General features: G+C 67.1%; 20 protein-coding genes. 6 read left to right on the forward strand and 14 right to left on the reverse strand.

Annotated elements, in window-relative coordinates:
• Positions 1-130: 130 nt before the first annotated feature.
• Entirely contained in the window at positions 131-889 is a 759-nt protein-coding gene (locus tag ACP15H_RS12525; RefSeq protein WP_425066509.1) for a VOC family protein, read from the forward strand.
• 18 nt (positions 890-907) lie between these two features.
• Here ACP15H_RS12525 and ACP15H_RS12530 read toward each other — a convergent pair whose 3' ends face one another.
• A complete protein-coding gene (locus ACP15H_RS12530) occupies positions 908-1,708 on the reverse strand; it encodes an SDR family NAD(P)-dependent oxidoreductase (protein WP_425066510.1) in 801 nt (266 codons plus the stop codon).
• An 82-nt stretch (positions 1,709-1,790) separates the two neighbouring features.
• Here ACP15H_RS12530 and ACP15H_RS12535 point away from each other — a divergent pair, with 82 nt between their 5' ends.
• From ACP15H_RS12535 to ACP15H_RS12545, 3 genes are read left to right on the forward strand one after another with little or no spacing between them, the layout of a single operon-like run.
• Positions 1,791-2,555: an SDR family NAD(P)-dependent oxidoreductase gene (locus ACP15H_RS12535; RefSeq protein ID WP_425066511.1), complete on the forward strand. Its 765-nt coding sequence runs from the start codon at positions 1,791-1,793 to the stop codon at positions 2,553-2,555.
• A gap of 17 nt (positions 2,556-2,572) precedes the next feature.
• Complete coding sequence (locus ACP15H_RS12540) at positions 2,573-3,061, forward strand: hypothetical protein (protein WP_425066512.1); 489 nt, start codon at positions 2,573-2,575, stop codon at positions 3,059-3,061.
• 28 nt (positions 3,062-3,089) lie between these two features.
• Complete coding sequence (locus ACP15H_RS12545; RefSeq protein ID WP_425066513.1) at positions 3,090-4,439, forward strand: MmgE/PrpD family protein; 1,350 nt, start codon at positions 3,090-3,092, stop codon at positions 4,437-4,439.
• Here ACP15H_RS12545 and ACP15H_RS12550 read toward each other — a convergent pair.
• Both ACP15H_RS12550 and ACP15H_RS12555 read right to left on the reverse strand, forming a co-directional pair.
• Positions 4,426-5,397: a Bug family tripartite tricarboxylate transporter substrate binding protein gene (locus ACP15H_RS12550; RefSeq protein WP_425066514.1), complete on the reverse strand. Its 972-nt coding sequence runs from the start codon at positions 5,395-5,397 to the stop codon at positions 4,426-4,428. The two genes, ACP15H_RS12545 and ACP15H_RS12550, sit on opposite strands and share 14 nt — an antisense overlap.
• A 101-nt stretch (positions 5,398-5,498) precedes the next feature.
• On the reverse strand, positions 5,499-5,798 hold the full coding sequence (locus tag ACP15H_RS12555) for a hypothetical protein (RefSeq protein WP_425066515.1): 300 nt from the start codon (positions 5,796-5,798) through the stop codon (positions 5,499-5,501).
• Positions 5,799-5,896: 98 nt separating this feature from the next.
• Between ACP15H_RS12555 and ACP15H_RS12560 the strand changes: the two genes are divergently transcribed.
• The gene (locus tag ACP15H_RS12560) at positions 5,897-7,585 is read left to right on the forward strand and encodes a hypothetical protein (RefSeq protein WP_425066516.1); all 1,689 of its coding nucleotides are present in this window, start codon (positions 5,897-5,899) and stop codon (positions 7,583-7,585) included.
• A 4-nt stretch (positions 7,586-7,589) separates the two neighbouring features.
• On the opposite strand, the gene ACP15H_RS12565 is transcribed toward ACP15H_RS12560, so the two are convergent.
• From ACP15H_RS12565 to ACP15H_RS12615, 11 genes are all read right to left on the reverse strand, one after another.
• A complete protein-coding gene (locus tag ACP15H_RS12565) occupies positions 7,590-8,684 on the reverse strand; it encodes a malate/lactate/ureidoglycolate dehydrogenase (RefSeq protein WP_425066517.1) in 1,095 nt (364 codons plus the stop codon).
• A gap of 1 nt (position 8,685) precedes the next feature.
• The gene (locus ACP15H_RS12570) at positions 8,686-9,450 is read right to left on the reverse strand and encodes an SDR family oxidoreductase (RefSeq protein ID WP_425066518.1); all 765 of its coding nucleotides are present in this window, start codon (positions 9,448-9,450) and stop codon (positions 8,686-8,688) included.
• Between the two features lie 207 nt (positions 9,451-9,657).
• Positions 9,658-10,629: a Bug family tripartite tricarboxylate transporter substrate binding protein gene (locus ACP15H_RS12575; RefSeq protein ID WP_425066519.1), complete on the reverse strand. Its 972-nt coding sequence runs from the start codon at positions 10,627-10,629 to the stop codon at positions 9,658-9,660.
• 66 nt (positions 10,630-10,695) lie between these two features.
• Positions 10,696-11,370: a GntR family transcriptional regulator gene (locus ACP15H_RS12580; protein ID WP_425066520.1), complete on the reverse strand. Its 675-nt coding sequence runs from the start codon at positions 11,368-11,370 to the stop codon at positions 10,696-10,698.
• Positions 11,367-12,359 (reverse strand): tripartite tricarboxylate transporter substrate binding protein, encoded by a 993-nt coding sequence (locus tag ACP15H_RS12585; RefSeq protein ID WP_425066521.1) that lies wholly within the window; start codon positions 12,357-12,359, stop codon positions 11,367-11,369. Before ACP15H_RS12585 ends, ACP15H_RS12580 begins: the two co-directional genes overlap by 4 nt.
• Positions 12,360-12,380: 21 nt before the next feature.
• A complete protein-coding gene (locus ACP15H_RS12590) occupies positions 12,381-13,433 on the reverse strand; it encodes a cyclase family protein (RefSeq protein WP_425066522.1) in 1,053 nt (350 codons plus the stop codon).
• Positions 13,430-14,068 (reverse strand): glutathione transferase GstA, encoded by a 639-nt coding sequence (gene gstA, locus ACP15H_RS12595; RefSeq protein ID WP_425066523.1) that lies wholly within the window; start codon positions 14,066-14,068, stop codon positions 13,430-13,432. The genes ACP15H_RS12590 and gstA (ACP15H_RS12595) overlap by 4 nt, the downstream gene beginning before the upstream one ends.
• Positions 14,069-14,096: 28 nt before the next feature.
• The gene (locus ACP15H_RS12600) at positions 14,097-15,086 is read right to left on the reverse strand and encodes a Bug family tripartite tricarboxylate transporter substrate binding protein (RefSeq protein WP_425066524.1); all 990 of its coding nucleotides are present in this window, start codon (positions 15,084-15,086) and stop codon (positions 14,097-14,099) included.
• Between the two features lie 2 nt (positions 15,087-15,088).
• Positions 15,089-15,781 carry a glutathione transferase GstA gene (gene gstA, locus ACP15H_RS12605; protein ID WP_425066525.1) on the reverse strand — a complete coding sequence of 231 codons (693 nt, stop codon included), beginning with the start codon at positions 15,779-15,781 and terminating at the stop codon, positions 15,089-15,091.
• A gap of 2 nt (positions 15,782-15,783) precedes the next feature.
• Complete coding sequence (gene gstA / locus ACP15H_RS12610; RefSeq protein WP_425066526.1) at positions 15,784-16,398, reverse strand: glutathione transferase GstA; 615 nt, start codon at positions 16,396-16,398, stop codon at positions 15,784-15,786.
• 37 nt (positions 16,399-16,435) lie between these two features.
• Positions 16,436-17,365, reverse strand: a complete 930-nt coding sequence (locus ACP15H_RS12615; RefSeq protein ID WP_425066527.1) for a Bug family tripartite tricarboxylate transporter substrate binding protein — start codon at positions 17,363-17,365, stop codon at positions 16,436-16,438.
• A gap of 219 nt (positions 17,366-17,584) precedes the next feature.
• Between ACP15H_RS12615 and ACP15H_RS12620 the strand changes: the two genes are divergently transcribed.
• Positions 17,585-18,616, forward strand: coding sequence for a hypothetical protein (locus ACP15H_RS12620; protein WP_425066528.1), 1,032 nt, complete (start codon positions 17,585-17,587; stop codon positions 18,614-18,616).
• Positions 18,617-18,630 lie beyond the last annotated feature (14 nt).

The following is an 18,630-nucleotide window of genomic DNA, read 5'->3' on the forward strand; positions in this document are numbered from 1 at the left end:
CATGAAGAGACGTTATCCGAAAGGGAAACCCCTTCTGTCGCGCAGCACCTTCGCGGCAAGTTCCTGTTGTCTGGCGTTCGCACCGCGCCTCGGTGGCTCTTCAGGGCGACGATGGTAATGTCGACTGAGGATGCTCCGAACCTTCCTCGCGTTGCTGCTGGTTTTCGTTGCTGTCGCGCCGGCGTCGGCCGAGCCAGCCGTCCAGGGCCTCGACCACATCCCCGTGGTGGTGAAGGACCTCGAGCGCGCGCGATCGGATTTCGAGGCGTTGGGTTTCGTCCTGAAGCGCGGCCGGGTGCACGCAAACGGACTGCGCAACCATCACGCCAAGTTCGCCGATGGCACCGAGATCGAACTGATCACGCCCTCGGCGGCCGCGGACGCGCTCACGACTCAGTATGTCGATTGGCTGAAGACCGGAGATGGACCTGTTTCCCTTGGCCTCTACCGGCCGGGTTCCCAGGGCGAGGGACCGCCCGGCCTGTTCTTCGACAATCGGCAGCATTCCCCGACGGACCGGCCCGAGCATTTCGCCCATCCCAACGGCGCCCAGACCCTGTCAGCCGTCTGGCTGGCCGGCAGCCCGGCAGAACCTCAGATCCTCGATCTGCCGTCGGGGAAACTGGTCGCAGAGGAGCGCTGTGCTCCGTTCGGCTCGAGTACGAGACTCCTCGCCTTGAAGGAAGGCGAGATCGTTTTCCTGCCGGCAAGCGCGCAGCTCGTCCCCGGCCGTCCGATCGTGGCCGCAACACTGACCGTCAAGGATCTCGCGGAGACCCGGCGGACCCTGACCGCAAACGGTGTCGCCGTCAGGGAAGCCGAAGCCTGTGCCCGCAAGAGCCTCTGGGTCGAGACCCATGGCCTGTGGCTGGAGTTCCGGCAGCGCTGACTGTGCGCCGCCTTCCCGTCAGCGCGCCTTCATCGGCAGGCTGGCGAGATGGGTGCCGGCATCGACGATCAGGAACTCGCCGGTGATGTTGCTGGCGCTGGTCAGGAAGAACATGACGGCTTCAGCCATCTGCTCGGGCGTGCCGGCCTGGCGCAGCGGCGTGTTCTGCTCCTGCCCCATCTTCATCTTGTTGTAGTTCTCCTCGCCCATGCCGCCCAGCAGCCAGCGCGTCTGGATGAAGCCCGGGCACACCGTGTTGACCCGAACCGCCGGGGACAGCCAGCGCGCCAGGGTCAGGGTCAGGGTGTTGAGCGCGCCCTTGGAACAGGCATAGGGGATCGAGCTGCCGACCCCCATGACGCCGGCGATCGAGGAGATGTTCACGATCGAGCCGCGATCCTGTTGCGTCTCCCACTGCTTCTTCATCATCGGGTAGACGGCGCGGCTCATCATGTAGGGGCCGGTGACGTTCACCCGCAGGATGCGGTCGAAATCCTCCGGCGTGACGCCATCGAGGTCGCCCTGGTTCTGGAACTTGGTGGTGCCGGCATTGTTGACCAGGCCGTCGATGCGGCCCCACTGCTTCATCGTCTCGTCGGCGAGCTTCCGGCAGTCGGCATCCTGGCCCATGTCGGCCTGCACGAGGATCGCCTCGACACCCTTGGCCTTCACCGCCTCGTAGGTCTCGTCCGCCTCTTTCTTGCTCTTGGTGTAGTTGATCGCGACGTTCCAGCCGCGCTCCGCCAGGTCGAGCGCGCAGGAGGCGCCCAGTCCGGTCGCCGAGCCCGTCACGATCGCCACCTTGTTCGATTTCGCCATGTCACTTCTCCCGATATCTCGCGGCACCTTTCATAGGCTAGGATCGGGCCGTAAGGCAAAGAAACGCACCTCAGGCGGGATCATGGCGGATCTGTTTTCGATGAAGAATCGCGTGGCGCTGGTGACCGGCGCCTCGCGCGGACTGGGGCGCGACATGGCGCTGGCCCTGGCGGAGGCCGGCGCCACCGTGCTCTGCGCCGGCCGCACGGTGAAGGAACTCGAGACGACAGTCCGCGCCATCGACCGCAAGGGCGGCCGGGCGCACGTTATCACGATGGACGTGACCGACGAGGCGGACGTCGTCGCCAAGGTCCAGGCGATCGTGGCCAAGCACCGCCGTATCGACGTGCTGGTGAACAACGCGGGAATCGTGCACCGCCAGGACATCGTCGACACGGCAACGGCCGATTTCCGCAAGGTGATCGAAACCGACCTGGTCTCGCAGTTCATCGTGGCCCGCGAGGTCGGCCGTCACATGCTGGCCCGCAAGTACGGTCGCATCGTCAACATTTCGTCGGTCATGGCGGTCCTCGGCCGCGCCTCGGTCGCAGGTTACGTCTCCGCCAAGCATGGGCTCGTCGGCCTCACCAAGAACCTGGCGGCCGAGTTCGGGCCGCATGTCACCGCCAATGCAATCGCCCCCGGCTACATCCGGACCGAGCTCAACGTCCCTCTGCAGCAGAACAAGGATTTCAGCGGCATGCTGGAACGGCGCACCGCGGCCGGGCGCTGGGGCAAGCCCGAGGATTTGCGCGGCGCCCTGCTGCTGCTGGCGTCCGACGCGGGCAGTTACATCACCGGCCACACGCTGGTGGTCGATGGCGGCCTGACCACCATCCTCGCCTGATCGGGACGGGCCAGACCATGACCGGCATTCCGCGCTGGGCGATGCTCCTGGCGGCCGCGGCGTTCGCGCTCTACGCCGTCGCGGTCTCACAGGGCTGGTTGCGCGACCCGTCGCTGGCGAAGGCCGACTATGTCGGGACCATCGACGTATCCGCCGATGACGCGAAGCTCTACCGCGCCGTCGCCTTCGAATGGCAGGTGAACAGCGCAGCCGGCAGCTTCAAGGGCAATGATACGGCCCATGTCCGCATCGACCCGTCGGGTGAACGCACCGTGATCTGCGGCTGGGTCCCGCTCGACAAGGGCGGTGCCTCGATCCGGGCCACGCGCTGGCTGAGCGAAGCGCGCCTCGCCGTGGGCGACATCAAGGTCACCGCCCTGTTCATTGCGCCGGTCGACAAGAAGCCCGGGGACGGGCTCAACGCCGGCTGCCTGCGGCTCGACGAAGGCATCAAGCCCGCCGCCGATGCGCCGCTCCGGCTCGACGGCTCTCCGGTCCGCGAATAGACCCGCTTCACCGATTGAAAGAGTAACCATGCTGCCCAAACAAGGCGTTACCCCGGAACTGGCCCGTTTCATCGTCAATACGAAGCGGGACGACCTTCCGGAGAAGGCCCGCCACGAAGCCAAGCGGGCGCTACTGAACTTCTTTGCCGTGGCGATCACGGGATGCCGCACCCAGCCGGTCGAACTGGCGCTGCGGACCTTGGGCGAATTCTCCGGCGGCCGGCAGGCCACCATCGTCGGCCGGTCCGAGCGCATCGATCCGCTGACCGCCGCCTTCCTGAATGCGGCGGGCGCCAACGTCTTCGACTATTGCGACACCCATTTGCCGACGGTCGTTCATCCGACCTCGCCGCTGGCGCCAGCCCTGCTGGCCCTCTCCGAGATGCGCCACGTGACCGGCCCGGACCTCCTGCTGGCCTTCGCCCTCGGCTTCGAAATCGAATGCAGGGTCGGCGGCGCGGTCTCGCCCGGTCACTATCCCAAAGGCTGGCACATCACCTCGACCTGCGGCGTCTTCGGTTCGGCGGCGGGCGCGGCCAAGCTGCTGGGCCTCGACGTCGAACGCACCGTGTGGGCCCTCGGCAGCGCAGCGACGCAGTCTGCAGGCCTCTGCGAATGCCTGGGCTGGCCCGCCAAGAGCGTCAGCGTCGGTAACGCCGCCCGCAACGGCCTGTTCTCCGCCCTGCTCGCGGAGAAGGGCTTTGCCGGCCCGCCCGAGCCGATCGCCGGCGCGCAGGGCTTCCTCGCCGCCATGGGGGAACCGCCCAACTGGGCCGCCCTGCTCGACGGTCTGGGCAAGGACTGGCAGGTCAACCACAACTCGATCAAGCCTTACGCCGCGGGATTCGTGATCCACCCGCTGCTCGACCTCGCGCTGGACTGGCGTCGCGCCCATCCGGATGTCGCCGTCGAGCGCATCGTCGTGCGCGGCAATCCCCTGCTCCTGCAACGCACGGATCGCGCCGAGATCGCCACGGGGCGCGAGGCCCAGGTCAGCCTGCAGCATTGCGTGGCGGCCGCGCTCGTCCTCGGCAAGGCCGGCCTCGATCAGTTGACCGACGCCTGCGTCGCCGATCCCGCCATCAAGGCCCTGCGCGGCAAGTTCGAGTGCACGAGCGACGAGCGAATTTCGACCATCGCCGCCGAAATGGATGTCTGGAGCACCGACGGCAACAAGCACGCGCTTTCCACCCAGGCGGCGCGCGGCAGTTCGTCGAACCCGCTGACGGATGCCGAGATCGAGGCCAAGCTGCGCGACGAGGCGAGGCGCTGGGAGCCCGACCACGACATCCAGCCGCTGATCGACGCGGTGTGGGCGCTCGACCGCAGCGAGGATGTCTCCTCGCTGCTGGAGCTGGCGGTGCCTACTCGACGGTGACGTTGGCGGCCGCCGCGACCGCCTTCCAGGTCGCGATGTCCTTCTGGATGAAGGCCGCAAACGCTTCCGGCGAATTCCCGACCGTCTGCATGGCCTGCTTCTCCAGCAGTTCCCTGGTGGCGGGATCTGCCAAGGCCTTCACGATCTCGGCGTTCAGCTTATTGACCACGGCAGGCGGCGTCTTCGCCGGCGCCAGGATGCCGTGCCAGGCCAGCGCCTCGAAGCCCGGATAGCCGCTTTCGGCAACGGTCGGCACCTCGGGCGCCACCGGCGAGCGTTCCAGGCTGGTGACGGCGAGCGCCCGCAGCTTTCCCGACTTGATGTGCGGCAGGACGCTGATCGGATCGCCGAACACGACGTTCAGCGTGCCGCTGACGAGATCGCCGACGGCCAGCGCCGTGCCGCGATAGGGCACGTGCGTCATCTTGAGGCCCGCCTTGCTGGCGAACAGCTCGGCGACCAGATGGTTGGCTGCGCCGACGCCTGTCGATCCGTAGTTCAGGCCACCGGGCTTGCTCTTCGCCAGCGCCACGAACTCCTGCAGGGTCTTGGCCGGCGACTCGGCATTGACGACGAGGATGTAGGGATAGGCCGTCGTCATGGTGATCGGCGCGAAGTCCTTCACCGGATCGTAGGGCAGAGACTTGTAGACGGCCGGATTGATCGAGATCGGGCCGGACTGGCCGAGCAGCAGCGTGTAACCGTCGGGCTCGGCCTTGGCCACCAGGTCCGTGCCGACGATCGAGCCGGCCCCGCCCTTGTTCTCGATGACGATCGGCTGGCCGATATTCTCAGAAACCTTCTTGGCGACGATCCGCGCCACCGAATCGGCACCGCCGCCCGGCGCATAGGGCACGACGAGTTTGAGAGGCCTGGACGGAAAGTCCTGTGCCCAAACCGGACCCGCAACCACGGCCAGTACCAGCGCGCAGGCAGCGCGCCTCATCATCTTCTTCATCGTTTCCTCCATAGAACTTCATTGGCGGCATCGTTGAGAATGCCGCAGACAACCGCTACTGAAATATTTCTATGGGGCAATCTCGCGTGTCTGGCGCGGCGCTAGGCCGCCTCCCCTCGCAACTGGGCGAGGCCGCGCCGCATAAGGGCCTTGGTGTAGCGTTCACGCGTGATCAGCGGCACGACGGCATTCTTGTCCGGCGGGGAGGCGAAAACGCCGCTCAGTTCCTTCAGCTCGGCCTCGGCCAGCTTGAAGTTCCCGCGCTTCATGTAGCCCAGGGCACGGAAGAGACGCTCCTCCTCAAGATAGTTGGGCTCGCGATTCCAATCGTCGAGCTGATGCAGCGCCGCCGCGAAACGCGCCAATATCGTCGCCTTGAACTGGGAAGTTACTCGATACATGCCACCCGCCTGATTCTGTTCTCGGAGGGGATGGTGCGCGCGCTTCGGCCCTGCTGCAAGCACCCTGGGCGACGCCGCCCGGCGGCCGGGTAACCGCCTTGGCGCTTTCCGAACCCTTCCGAGAGGACCGCAAGGCCCGCGGCGCGCCCGCCGATCTCGTCCTGCTCGTTCTGGGCGGGAGTGCCCTGCTGATCGCCCTCATCCTGTGGTTCGACAATGCCCAGGGCGGCCTGACGGGCAATGGCGTCTTCAAGAGCCTCGAACTGAAGCCCTGGGTGGTCGATCCGGCGAACGCCCCGCTGTACCCTTCGAACTATCTCTTCTACCCCGTCTACGGCGCACTCTGCCGGCTGCTCGACCTGCTCGGACTCTTCGCCGGCGATCCGCGGCGGCAGCTCACCATCCTGAACGCGGTGAGCGCCAGCCTCTGCGCCGGGGTGGCCTACCTGCTTGCTCGCTCGCTGACGGGCGAGCGCACCATCGCCTGGCTGACGGGCGCGTTCCACCTCGCGACCAGTCACGTGATGTTCCTCGCCATCGTCAACGAGGACATCATGCCCAGCTATACGGTGATGTTCGCGGCCATGGCGCTGGGCGCGGTCTGGTTCGCGCGGCCGTCGGCGGCGCGGATCGCGGCCGTCGCCGTCCTGTTCTCGATCGGCTGGCTGTTCGAATGGCGGCTGATGTTCCCGACCCTGCCGGCGATGCTGGCCGCGCTGTGGGTCTGCGAGCCGCGTCCCGGCCGGCGCTTCGTCTGGATCGCCCTGTTCCTCGCCTGCATGGTTGCGACGGCGACCATCGTGGCACTGGCCTCGCGTGGCCATGCGGGTGCCGTCGGACCGTTCGATCTCATCTGGACCGGCAAGGCGGTACGCTCGGTGTGGGCGGGCTTCACCTGGGCCAAGGTCGGCTATCTGTGGGACGGCATCGTGGCCTATCTGCTGGGAACCGGTGTCACGACGTTCGACGGGCTTCCCGGCTGGGACATCTGGCGCTTCACCACGACCTTCGTGTTGCTGGGCGTCGCCGCGGTCGCGGGCTCGATCCTGTGGCGCGCCCGCGACGAGGGCCGTTCGCGCGCCGTGCTGGCCGTATTCGGCGTCACCTTCCTCGCCGGCGAGGTCTTCAACCTCTATTCCCAGCCGCAGGACCCGCAGATGCAGATCAACGTCATGGCCTGGGTGACCCCGGCCTGGGCGCTGGTGCTGCTGGCCGTGCGCCGCCGCTGGCCCGCGCGCGGCCTCGCCGTCATGGCCGCCGTAACCGTTGCCCTGTTCGCCTATAATGTGTGGAGCATCGCGCCGCTGCGCGGCCTCGACAGCAAGTGGCGCGACGCCATCGGGCGCCTGGAACGACAGGGCGATCCGGCGCGCACCGTGTTCCTGCTGCACGATTTCGACTGGACGATGGTCTATGCCTCGCTGCACTGGGGCACGGCGGAGCCCGGTGTCGCCGACCTCGGACAGGCCCCGCAGGCGCTTCCGAAGTTCAAATGGATCGGCTTCACCGGCGACGTCCTGCGCCATCCCGACTGGACAACCGAACGCCACGTCGAGTCGCTGCGGCGGCAGATCGACCGCGCCCTGGCGCTCGGCTACGAGGTGATCGTCGTACGCCTGTGGGACATTCCCGAGGCGCAGCTGCTCACCGAAACCGGCATGGTCGCCGATGCCGCCCGGCTCGGTGCGCTGCAACGCATGCTGCGCACCGACTTTGTGGCTACGCCAGTGTCCATCGATCCGGTCGCCGGGTCCGTCTACCGGCTGCAGCGCGCCGCCGACCGCTGAAGCCTTACATCGTCGCCTGCTGGATGCGCCGCTCGTCGAGGCCGACCGAGCGGGCGGTCTCGACGATGGCGGCCCAGGTATCGTCCGGCAGCGGCACGCCGTCGGCGAGGCGCTGGGCGCGGGTGCGCGATTCCTGCTCGCCCGGCACCAGGATCTCGACGCCGGGCGTGGCCGGCTTGGAGCCCTTCACGAACGAGACGTACTTGGCGATGTCCGTCGGGAAGAAGCCCTCGGCATCGAACACCTTGGGATCGACGTAGAAGGACAGCATGCCGTTGGCGAAGCGGCCGCGCTTGGGATCGGTCGCGCCCGTGCCCGAGAGCGAGCCGCCCAGGATCTCGCACATGAAGGCGAGGCCCGAGCCCTTGTGGTCGCCGAAGGCGCGGATGGCGCCGGTGCCCTTGCTGTGGTCGCGCGGGCCCGTCGGCGTGTAATCGCCGTAGAGCAGATGCGGGTCGGCGCTCGGCTTGCCGTCGGGGCCGATCAGCGCTCCCTCCGGCAGCTTCTTGCCGCCCTGGCTCGTCACCAGGACCTTGCCCTCGGCCACGATCGAGGTGGCGAAGTCGAGGACCAGCGGATCCTGGCCGGGCCGCGGGACACCGACACAATAGGGAGCCGTCGAGAAGCGGCGCTCGACGCCACCATAGGGCGCCACGAGGACGCTGCCCGAGGCGTTGACGAAATGCACCGAGACGAGACCCGCCTCGGCCGCCATCTCGGCCCAGTCGCCCACCCGGCCGACATGGCCGGCATTGCGCAGCGTCACGGCCGAGAGGCCGTTCTTCAGGCACTTCTCGATGCCGATTTGCACCGCCTGCGGCGTCACGGTCTGGCCGAAGCCATACTTGCCGTCGACCACGGCGATCACCGGCGTGTCGACCAGCACGTCGACCGTCACGTCGGCAATGACCGTGCCGCTCTTCTTCTGCGAGGCGTAGCGCGGGACGCGCACCACGCCGTGGCTGTCATGGCCCGACAGGTTGGCGCTGACCAGGTAGCGGCCGATGCGACCGCCCTCCTCCTTCGAGCATCCCGCCGTGGCAAAGATGTCCGCGACGAAGGATTCGAGTTCCTTCGCCTTGATCGTCACGCTCCCCATGTCAGGACTTCCCGCGCTGCAGGCTCGCGACGTAGCCGCGGTTCCAGGTCGGGTTGATCATCACCTCGTTGATCACGATGTGCGGCGGCAGGCAGGCGATGTAGCGGATCAGGTCGCCGACATCCTCCGACTGCGCCATGCGCTTGCGCTCGGCCGGGGTGATCGGGATCGGCCGCTTGTCGAGGATCGGCGTCGCGACCTCGCCCGGGCAGACCACGCAGGAGCGGATGCCGTTGACGCATTCCTCCATGTTGATCGTGTGGCTCATCGCCACCACGCCATGCTTGGCCGCCGAATAGGCCGGGCCCGACAGCAGGCTCGGCACCTTGCCGGCCACCGAGGAGGTGTGGATCAGCACGCCACCCTTGTTCTTGCGCATCAGCGGCAGCACCGCCGAGGTGCAGTAGAAGGCGCTCGACAGGTTGCCGTGAACGACTTCGTCGACCCCCTTGGGCGTCAGCTGCTTCCAGCTCCGCTTCTGGATGTTGAGGCCGGCATTGTTGACCAGGATGTCGATGCGGCGGTGCTTCTTGGCGATGGCGGCGACGATCTTCTCGACCGCAGAGGATTTCATCAGGTCGGCCGGCTTAACCTCGGCCGTGCCGCCCGCCTTACGGATCATCTCGGCCGTCTCCTCGAGCGCCTCGCGGCGCCGCCCGGTCAGCACCACGGTCGCACCGTCCTTGGCCAGCGCCACCGCCGCCGCCTGGCCAATACCAGACCCCGCCCCCGTCACCCATGCGACCTTGCCCGTCAGAATACCCATCACGCTCTCTCCTCGCTTCTCTCTCAGGTTCATTCTTCCCTGTGTCATGCGGCCCCGGCCGCGCGGCTGCGAGCCTACGCCTTCACGATGATCCCGTCGCGCGGAGATGCGGCCCACGAGCCGAGCGTCGGAAGCCGATGATAGGGTACAAAGAAAAAGGGCCTGCCCTGCGGCAAGCCCCTCTCCGCCCTTCCGGTCGATGCGGCTCTATTCGATCTTCACGCCGGCATCCTTAACGACCTCCGTCCATTCTGCGACCTCGGACTGGATGAATTTGCCAAAGCCTTCGGGCGTGGAGGTCACGACGGTGACACCCCGATCGTTGAACGACTGGACGATGGCCGGCATTGCCAACACCTTGTTGATGGCCTTGTTGAGACGCTCGACGATGGGGGCCGGCATGCCGCGCGGTCCCACCACGCCGACCCAGCCGACGACCGAGAGAGGAACGCCGCTTTCGGCCAGTGTGGGAACGCCGGGCGCGGCGTCGGAGCGCTGCGGCGACAGGAGGCCGAGCGCCTTCAACTTGCCGCTCTGCACCAGGGGCATCACCACGGTGGTGGTGTCGAAGGAGAGCTTGACCTCGCCGGAGACGAGGTCGGTCGCCGCGGCGGCGCTGCCCTTGTAAGGCACGTGCAGCAGGTCGGTGCCCGACCTCTTCATGAAGAACTCGCCCAGCAGATGGTTGGTCGAGCCCATGCCGAACGAAGAGAAGGACAGCTTGCCGGGATTGGCACGCGCCTGCGCAATCAGCTCCTGGACACTGTTGGCGGCAACCGACGGATGCGCCACGAGCACGAAGGTGACGGTGCCGATCTCGGCGATGGGCGTGAAGTCCTTCAGCGTATCGTAGGGTGGCACGATCTTCACGGCCGGCAGGACCACCATCTCGGACCCCGTCCCCAGCAGCAGCGTGTAGCCGTCGGGCGCAGCCCTGACGACCGACGATGCACCGATCGCGCCGCCGGCGCCGACGCGGTTGTCGACAACGACCGGCTGTCCGAGCTCGATCGAGAGCTCCTTGGCGATGATGCGGGCCGCCGTATCGGTGGCGCCGCCCGGCGCGAAGGCCGCCACGAGCGTGATCGGCTTTGCCGGATAGGTCGCTTGCGCTCCCGCCGGCCCCGAGAAATTCAGAGCCAGGAGCAGTATGGCAGACAGGATTCTGATCGACGACATGGAGCCTTCCCCCGTGAGAACCGGCTCGGTTGCCGGCGAACTGAAATCCTGCCGGGCATGCCGTCGCTACTGCCGCTGGCGCATGATGCGCAGGGCGGCCCGGGAGGCCTGGCGGACATGATGCTGGGAGGCCTTGCTGGCGGCGGATTCGTCGCGCGCGCAAAGGGCCTCGTACATCCGGGTCAGTTCGTCGAGCGTCTCGGGAAGGCGATCGGGCTCGGACATGGAGGTGCGGCGCAGCAGCACGATGCGGTTGTGCAGGAGCTTGAGCATCGAACTCAGCACCTTGTTGCCACTGCCTTCGAGGATGACGTCGTAGAAGTCGCTGCTGAGTTCCAGCGTGCGCATCACGTCGCCGGCCTGCGCGGCGCGCTTGAGTTCGGCGAAGACGTCCTGCAGCTTGCGGACGTGAGCGCTGGAGGCGCGCAGTACGAAGCCCACGCAGGCCTGCGCCTCGAGGATGCCGCGAACCTCGTAGATCTCCTCGGCGTCCTCGTAGGAGAGCACGGTAACGACCGGACCGCGGTTGGGCACCAGCGTCACCAGCCCCTCGGCTTCGATCTGGCGCAGCGCCTCACGCAGCAGCGTGCGGCTGACTCCCAGCGTCTCCATGAGCTGGCGCTCCTTAAGGCGCTCACCCGCGTCGTACCTGCCCGACAGGATTGCCTTGCGCAGATCCTCTTCCGCCTGCTTGCGCAGGGGTGTCGCGCTCTCGACGCCGTTCACGGTGTTGTCGCTCATCGCGAAAGCTCCCCGGCCGGCGTGGTGGCGATGATGCGCGTATAGATCTCCATCGTCCGCGCCAGCTCGCGGGCGAACGCGTCCGGGGTGGAGCCGACCCAGTCGTAGCCCTGGGCGACGAGACGGCTGCGAAACGACTGGTTCTCGCCCAGCGCCTTGGCGATGGCCGCCAGCCGGTCGAGGAGCGGCGCCGGCGTACCCTTCGGTCCGAACAGGCCGAACCAGCCGTTGAACTCGAGCTGGGGCACGCCCTGCTCCTTGAACGTCGGCACGTCCGGCAGGAGCTGCGTCCGATTCTCGCCGCTCACGGCGAGCAGCCGGATCTTGCCCTGCCTCTTCATCGCGTCGAGCGCGCTGGTCGTGAGGAGAACCGAGTCGACGTGTCCGGCCAGAAGGTCGGTGATGGCCTGGGCCGAGCCTTTGTAAGGAACGTGTTCCAGCTTCGCGCCGGTCGCCCCGGCGAGCACCAGCCCGTAGAGATGGGCAGAGGAACCCGCCCCGAAGGTGCCGTAGGTAACCGGCTTCTGTCGTGCCGCCGCGATCGCCTCCTGCAGCGTCTTCCAGGGAGAGGTCGCCTGGACCGCCCACGCCGTCGCCGTCTCGGCCAGCAACGTGGCCGGACTGAAATCGGCCACAGGGTCGACGTCGCCGCGATGAATCAGCGTGCCGAGCGCATGGGTGCTGGAGGTGCCCAGCAGGAAGGTCGCGCCGTCCGGCTTCTGCCGCGCGACATGGCGGTTGGCGATGACGCCGTTGGCGCCGGGCTTGTTGTCGACCACGAAGGTCGTGCCCGGCAGCATCGGCGCCGCCGCATTGGCGAACTCGCGGGCAAGCTGGTCCGCGCCGCCGCCCGGTGCGAAGGGAACGACGAGCGACACGATCGGCGGGAAGGAGGTTCCCTGCGCCCACGGCGCCGTGGGACGGCCGAGCCCGGCCGCAGCCGCGCTCGCCGCGGCCAGGGCCGACATGTTGAAGAACCTGCGCTTCATCGTGAACCTCCGGAGTTCGCCTCAGACTGTGGCGATGGGCGTCACGGGTGAGCCCACCGCGCCCGGGAGATTGAGGGGCGGCGCCGTCAGCAGGAAGCGATTCCTTCCGTTCTTCCTCAGCCATGCGGCGAGGTCGCGCAGGAACCACAGCTCGCCGAGATGGATGCCGTTCTTGAACAGGCAGTGCTCGTGCAGCGGCAGCAGCGCGTGAGAGGTCTGCGGCGCGTCCTTCGCCATCAGCTCGACGGCGAAATTGTCGGAGATCAGCGCGGCGATGCCGGTGTCGGTGATCCAGGACAGGAGACGCGCGTCGCGGCCGTCGAGACCGGCGCAGGAGCGTTGCAGGACCGCCGCGTCGGGCTTGCCGGCCATGCCGAGGATCAGCTCGTCGAGCCCGGCGTAGAAGCACACCATGTCGCCCTTTTCGATCTCGACGCCGTCCTTCTCGAGGATGCGCTGCAGATCGTCGTAGCCGACCGCGTGGTTCTCCCGACCGTAATGGTGCGCGAGGTCGACCAGCACGGCCCGCCCCTGCACGCCATGCCGCGCCATGTTCTCGATGCCCAGAACGTCGGCGCGCGGATTCTCGTAGGTCGCCCACGCCTCGCTGCGCTCGCAACGCTCGGCCACCGTCAGGCCGTGCCGCGGACGATAGCCGTTGTAGAAGGTGATCTCCGGCGTGCCGCTGCCGTCGGAGTCGAACAGGCTGCCCATGTGGGCGAGCCCGTCCCACTGGGTCGAATATTGCGTGTGCAACAGCACCACATCGTCGGACACGACGTCGGTGAGCAGCGGGTTGTCGCGCTGCAGGGCGAAGCAGAAACACTGCTCGCCCGCGCTCTTGCCCGCACGCAGGGTCGAGAAGCGGCGCGGCGGATGGCGGCTCGGATGCAGGGCGTTCCCGCCGGGCAGGTCGAGCGGCAGCGACAGGCTGAAGGTCTGCCCCGTCCGCGCCTCGGCCAGCCCCTTCAGCACCTGCTCGCGACCGACCAGGTTCATCGCGCCGAGCTGGTCGTCGGCCCCGAACTCGCCCCAGTTCGACCCGTCGGGTCGGCGGCTCCAACGCGCGGTCATACCTTGCCCTCGTATCCCTGGCGTTTCGCTTCCTCACGCTCGGCCGCCTTCGCCGCCTGCACGCTCGGGCGCTTGCTGATGCGGTCCAAATAGGCCGAGAGGTTGGGCCACGGCGCCAGGTCGACATCGTGATAGTGCGTCCACATGGCGATCGCGTAGCAATGCGCATCCGCGATGGTGAAGACAGGACCGGTCAGGTAGTCGCGATCCGCCAGCTGCTCGTCGAGCAGCTTCATGCGCGACACCACGAGCTGGCGCGCCAGCGGCCGATAGTCGTCGGGCGTCGTCTTCTTGAAGAGCGGCATGAACCCGCCCTTGTGCAGGTCGGAGGCGATGAAGCTCATCCACTCCATGATGCGGTAGCGCTGCAGCGTGCCCGGCGCGGCGCAGAGATCACTCTCCGGCCGCTGGTCGGCGAGGTACTGCATGATGATGGCGCCCTCGGTGAGGTACTCGCCGTTGGGAAGTTCGAGCGCCGGAACCTGCCCCTTGGGATTGACCTTGTAGTAGTCGGAGCCGTCGGGAAGCAGCTTGCGCGGCACGTCGACCCAGATCAGCTCGAGGGGGACGCCGAGCTCACGGGCGACGATGTCGACTGCAAGGGAGCAGCCGCGGACTTCATGATAGAGTTTCATGGTTTCTCGTTGGGTTGGCAGGTGAGGGTTAGTCGACGCGAATTTTGCGTTCGGCGACGATCTTGCTGTAGCGCTCGCGTCCACGGGCAATGAGGGCGGCCAGGTCTTCCGCCGATCCGCTACCGACATCGAGACGCATGCTGGCGAACGACTTCTTGAGTTCTGGCGACTGCAACGCCTTCTTCATCGCGTCGCTCAGTGTCGCGAGCAGTTCGGGTGACATCTTGGGCGGTGCCATGACGCCGAAGAAGCCCGTGATGGCCAGATCGGGCAGTCCGGCCTCTGCCGCGGTCGGCACGCCCGGCAACTCGGAATCGCGCGTCTGACTGGTCGTGAGCAACGGAACCAGCTGGCCGGCATTGATCTGAGGCAACAGAGTCGCGGTCACTTCGTCCATCAGTTGCGCATCGCCCCTGATCATGGCGTCTCGCGCAGGCGCTGCCCCCTTGTAGGGAACATGGGTGAACTTCGTGCCGGTCGCAGACATGAAGATCTCACCCAACAGGTGATTGCTCGATCCGATCCCCGCCGAGGCGAAGTTGAGCTGACCGGGCTTCTGCTTTGCGAGCGCGACGAGTTCCGCGACCGTCTTGGCGCCCGTCGCGGGCGTGGTCACGAAGAGGAACGGCTGCAGCGCGCCCACGCCAACCGGCATCAGGGTCGCCAGATACTTATCATCCGGGTAGAGCGCTGGTGCGGCGGTAAGTGTGCTGCCGCTGCCCCACAGCAGGGTGTAACCGTCCGGTTCGGCACCTGCCACGCGCCGTGTACCGATACGTCCACCGGCGCCCGGCTGGTTCTGGACGATGACCGGCTGCTTGAGCACTTCCGACAGAGCCTTTGCCACGACGCGCGCCGAAACATCGGATGCGCCGCCAGCCTCGAACGTGACGACCAGGGTTACCGGCCTCTCCGGATAGGCCGCGCTCGCGGAGGAAATCGCCAGCGCGCAGCCCAGGCCGATGGCCAGCAGGCCGGCGATCCGACGCGATACGGGCTTCATGCTGGCGGCAGTCATGGTCACGACGCCTTAGGGGCGATATCGCGCAGCCCTTCGGGCGCGGCGGCGCGCGCCTTGGCCTCCAGCGCTTCCTGAACGAGCTGGGCCTCGACGGCGGCACGCACCGACGGGCGGGCGGCGATCCGCGCCATGTAGGCTTCGAGCCTGGGCCAGGGCGTGACGTCGATCGCGTGCCGCTTCGTCCAAATGACGATCGCATAGCAATGGGCGTCGGCGATCGTGAACCGGTCGCCCACGAGATAGTCGCGATCGGCCAGATGGCGGTTCAGCCATTCCAGACGACCGGCGATGTGCTGCAGCGCAATCGGCCGGTAGTCGGGCGGCGTCGTCTTCTTGAAGAGCGGCATGAATCCGCCCTTGTGCAGGTCCGATCCGATGAAACTCATCCACTCCAGCACGCGGTACTTCTCCGCGCCTCGCGCGGTCGATGCGAGATCACTGTCGGGCCGCTGGTCGACCAGGTACTGCATGATCGCCAGCCCCTCGCTGAGGAACTGGCCGTCCGGCAGCTGCAGCGACGGCACCTGCCCTTTCGGATTGATGGCGTAGAGGTCGGTGCCGTCGGGCAGTAGCCTGCGCTGCATGTCGACCCAGACGATCTCCAGCGGAATGCCGATCTCGCGCGCGACGATGTCGACCGCGAGCGAACATCCGTGGGATTCGTGGAAGAACTTCATGATCGCCTCGCCCACCCTCAGGCCGCCTTGGCCTGGCGCTCCGCCTCCTCGGCGGCCTTGACGGACGGGCGTTCGGCGACGCGGGCGACGTAGGCGGCGAGGTTCGGCCACGGCGAGAGGTCGATGTCGTGCAGCTTCGACCACATCAGGATCGTGTAGCAGTAGGCGTCCGCCACGGTGAATGCGGTGCCGGTCAGGAACGGCTGGCCGGCCAGCACGCTATCGAGCCACTTGAAGCGGGTCGCGAGGTTCTGTCGCGCGATCTCGCGATACTCCTGCGGCGTGGTCGGACGGAACAGCGGCGTGAAGCCCTTGTGCAACTCGGTGCCCACGAAGTTCAGCCATTCGAGCACGCGATAGCGCGCCAGCGTGCCGGCGGGCGGCAGCAGCGCGTTGCCCGGCTTGCCGTCGGCCAGATACTGCACGATCACCGGCCCCTCTGTCAGGAACGCGCCGTCGTCGAGCTGCAGCGTCGGCACCTGCCCCTTCGGGTTGACCTTGTAGTAGTCGGAACCGTCGCGCAGCTTCTTGGCCCGGACATCGACCCATTCGAGGGCGAGCGGGATGTCGAGCTCGCGTGCGACGATGTCGACGGAGAGGGAGCAGGCATGGGGCGTGAGGTACAGTTTCATCTCGGTCTCGCTGTGACGGGCTGGTTCTGGGTAGGGTTCAGTTCACGGTGATCTTGCGTTCGGCCACGATGCGGCCATAGCGCTCGCGGCCGCGCGCAATCAGCGCCGCCAGTTCCTCGGTCGAACCGCTGCCGACATCGAAGCTCATGGCCTCGAAGGATTTGCGCAGCTCGGGCGAGGCCAGCGCCTTCTTCATCGCCGCGTTGAGCGTCGCCACGATCTCGGGCGACGTCTTCGGCGGCGCCATCAGGCCGAAGAAGCCGGTGATGGACAGATCGGGTAGACCCGCCTCCTTCGCCGTCGGCACGTCGGGCAGCGCGGGATCGCGCGCCTCGCTGGTCACCATCAGCGGCACGAGCTGCCCCGACTTGATCTGCGCAAGCAACGGCGCCAGCACCTCGTCCATGAGCTGGGCGTCGCCGTTGATCACCGCGTCGCGCGCCGAGATCGAGCCCTTGTAGGGGACGTGCACGAACTTCGTCCCCGTCGCCGCCATCAGAATCTCACCCAGCAGGTGATTGCTGGAGCCGATGCCGGCCGAGGCGAAGTTCAGGACGTCGGGTTTGGCGCGGGCCTGATCGAGCAGTTCGGCAAGGGTTCGCGCGCCGGTGGCTCGCGATGTCACGAACACGAAGGGCTGCAGCGCACCGAGGCTCACCGGCACCAGCGTCGTCAGGTAGGTCTGGTCGGGGTACAGTACCGGCGCGACCGCCAAGGTGCTGCCGCTGCCCCACAGCAGCGTGTAGCCATCGGGCTCGGAGCTGGCCACGCGGCGGGTTCCGATGCGCCCGCCCGCCCCCGGCTGGTTCAACACGACCACCGGCTGGCGAAGTATGTCCGACAGGGCCTTGGCGACGACCCGCGCCGAGACGTCGGTCGATCCGCCCGCCTCGAACGGCACGACGATGGTGACAGCACGCTCGGGATAGGTCCCGGCCATCGCCGGTCCCGAGAGAAGAAGCGCCATCGCGGCGCAGGTACGCACGACCCTTCGAAGCAAGCCTGTCATAGCCACCCCATTCGCTGCCGGAATGAAAGGTACGACGATTTTGTTTCAATGCACAAGTCTCGTACTACAATTTTGTTGAAAGAGCCGGTTTGGGTGGGCAAAGATGCTCTTCATAGCCCCGCATATAGGGGCGACTCCCGGATCGATCCGGGATCTGACGACGATGGAGGAGCGGACATGAAGGGTACGATTCTGGTCGGAACGGCGAGCCAGGGCTTCCTGCGCAGCGTCGACGATGGCGCGAGCTGGCACCGACTCGGCCTCAAGGAGGCCATCGAGTTCGACGGCGTCGTGCGCAGCGTCGTGGTCCATCCCCGAGATCCGAAGGTTATCCTGGCCGGTGCCGATTCGGGCCTCTGCATCAGCAACGACGGCGGCGCGCACTTCTCGCTCGTCGACTCCCCGATGAACGGTCAGGCGGTATGGTCGATCGCAATCGATCCGGCGAACCCGTCCTACATTTACGCTGGCACGGGCGCGCCTTCGCGCGCAGCCATGTTCCGGTCGACAGATGCCGGAAAGAGCTGGGAGCGCCTGTCGCCGGAAATCCCGGAATTCTGCCAGGGCGTTAACCGCCCGCGCATCCTCACGATCTACATCGACCCGTCCGATACTGCCCAGGTGTGGTTCGGCGTCGAGGAAGGCGGCCTGTGGCGCAGCGGCGACCACGGAGCCACGTGGCTGCGCATCGATGCAGAGTGCGGCATCACCAATTCCGACATTCACTGCATCTCGATGCTGCCGGCGAGCGGCCAGCAGCCGCACCGGATCTTCGTGGCGACCGTCAACTCGATCTTCACCAGCACCGACGGCGGCAAGGCCTGGACCGGAGTGGCCTCGAAGGACCGCTTCGAGGGGCTCTACTACACGCGCGCCGTCCAGCCGCTGGCCGGAGACAACGCGCTGATGCTGGCCGTCGGCGACGGCACGCCCGGCACGAGGAGTCGTCTCTACCGCTCGACCGACCGCGGCGACAGCTGGGTCCCCGCCCTGCTCCACGCCGCACCGAACTCGACCTTCTGGGCCTTTGGCCTGCATCCAGCAGACCCGAACCTGGTGTTCGCCGGTACCAAGTACGGCGACCTCTTCCGCTCGCTCGACGGCGGCCAGAGCTGGTTCAAGGAATGGCGTGCCTTCCCGGAGATCACGGCGATAGCCTGGACGCCCTTCGAGGCCCCGGTCCGCGCCCATCCCCGCTCGATCACCTGAACGGCGCCCAACCG

Origin of the sequence: Reyranella sp. (assembly GCF_965249915.1) — a bacterium.
GTDB lineage: Bacteria > Pseudomonadota > Alphaproteobacteria > Reyranellales > Reyranellaceae > Reyranella.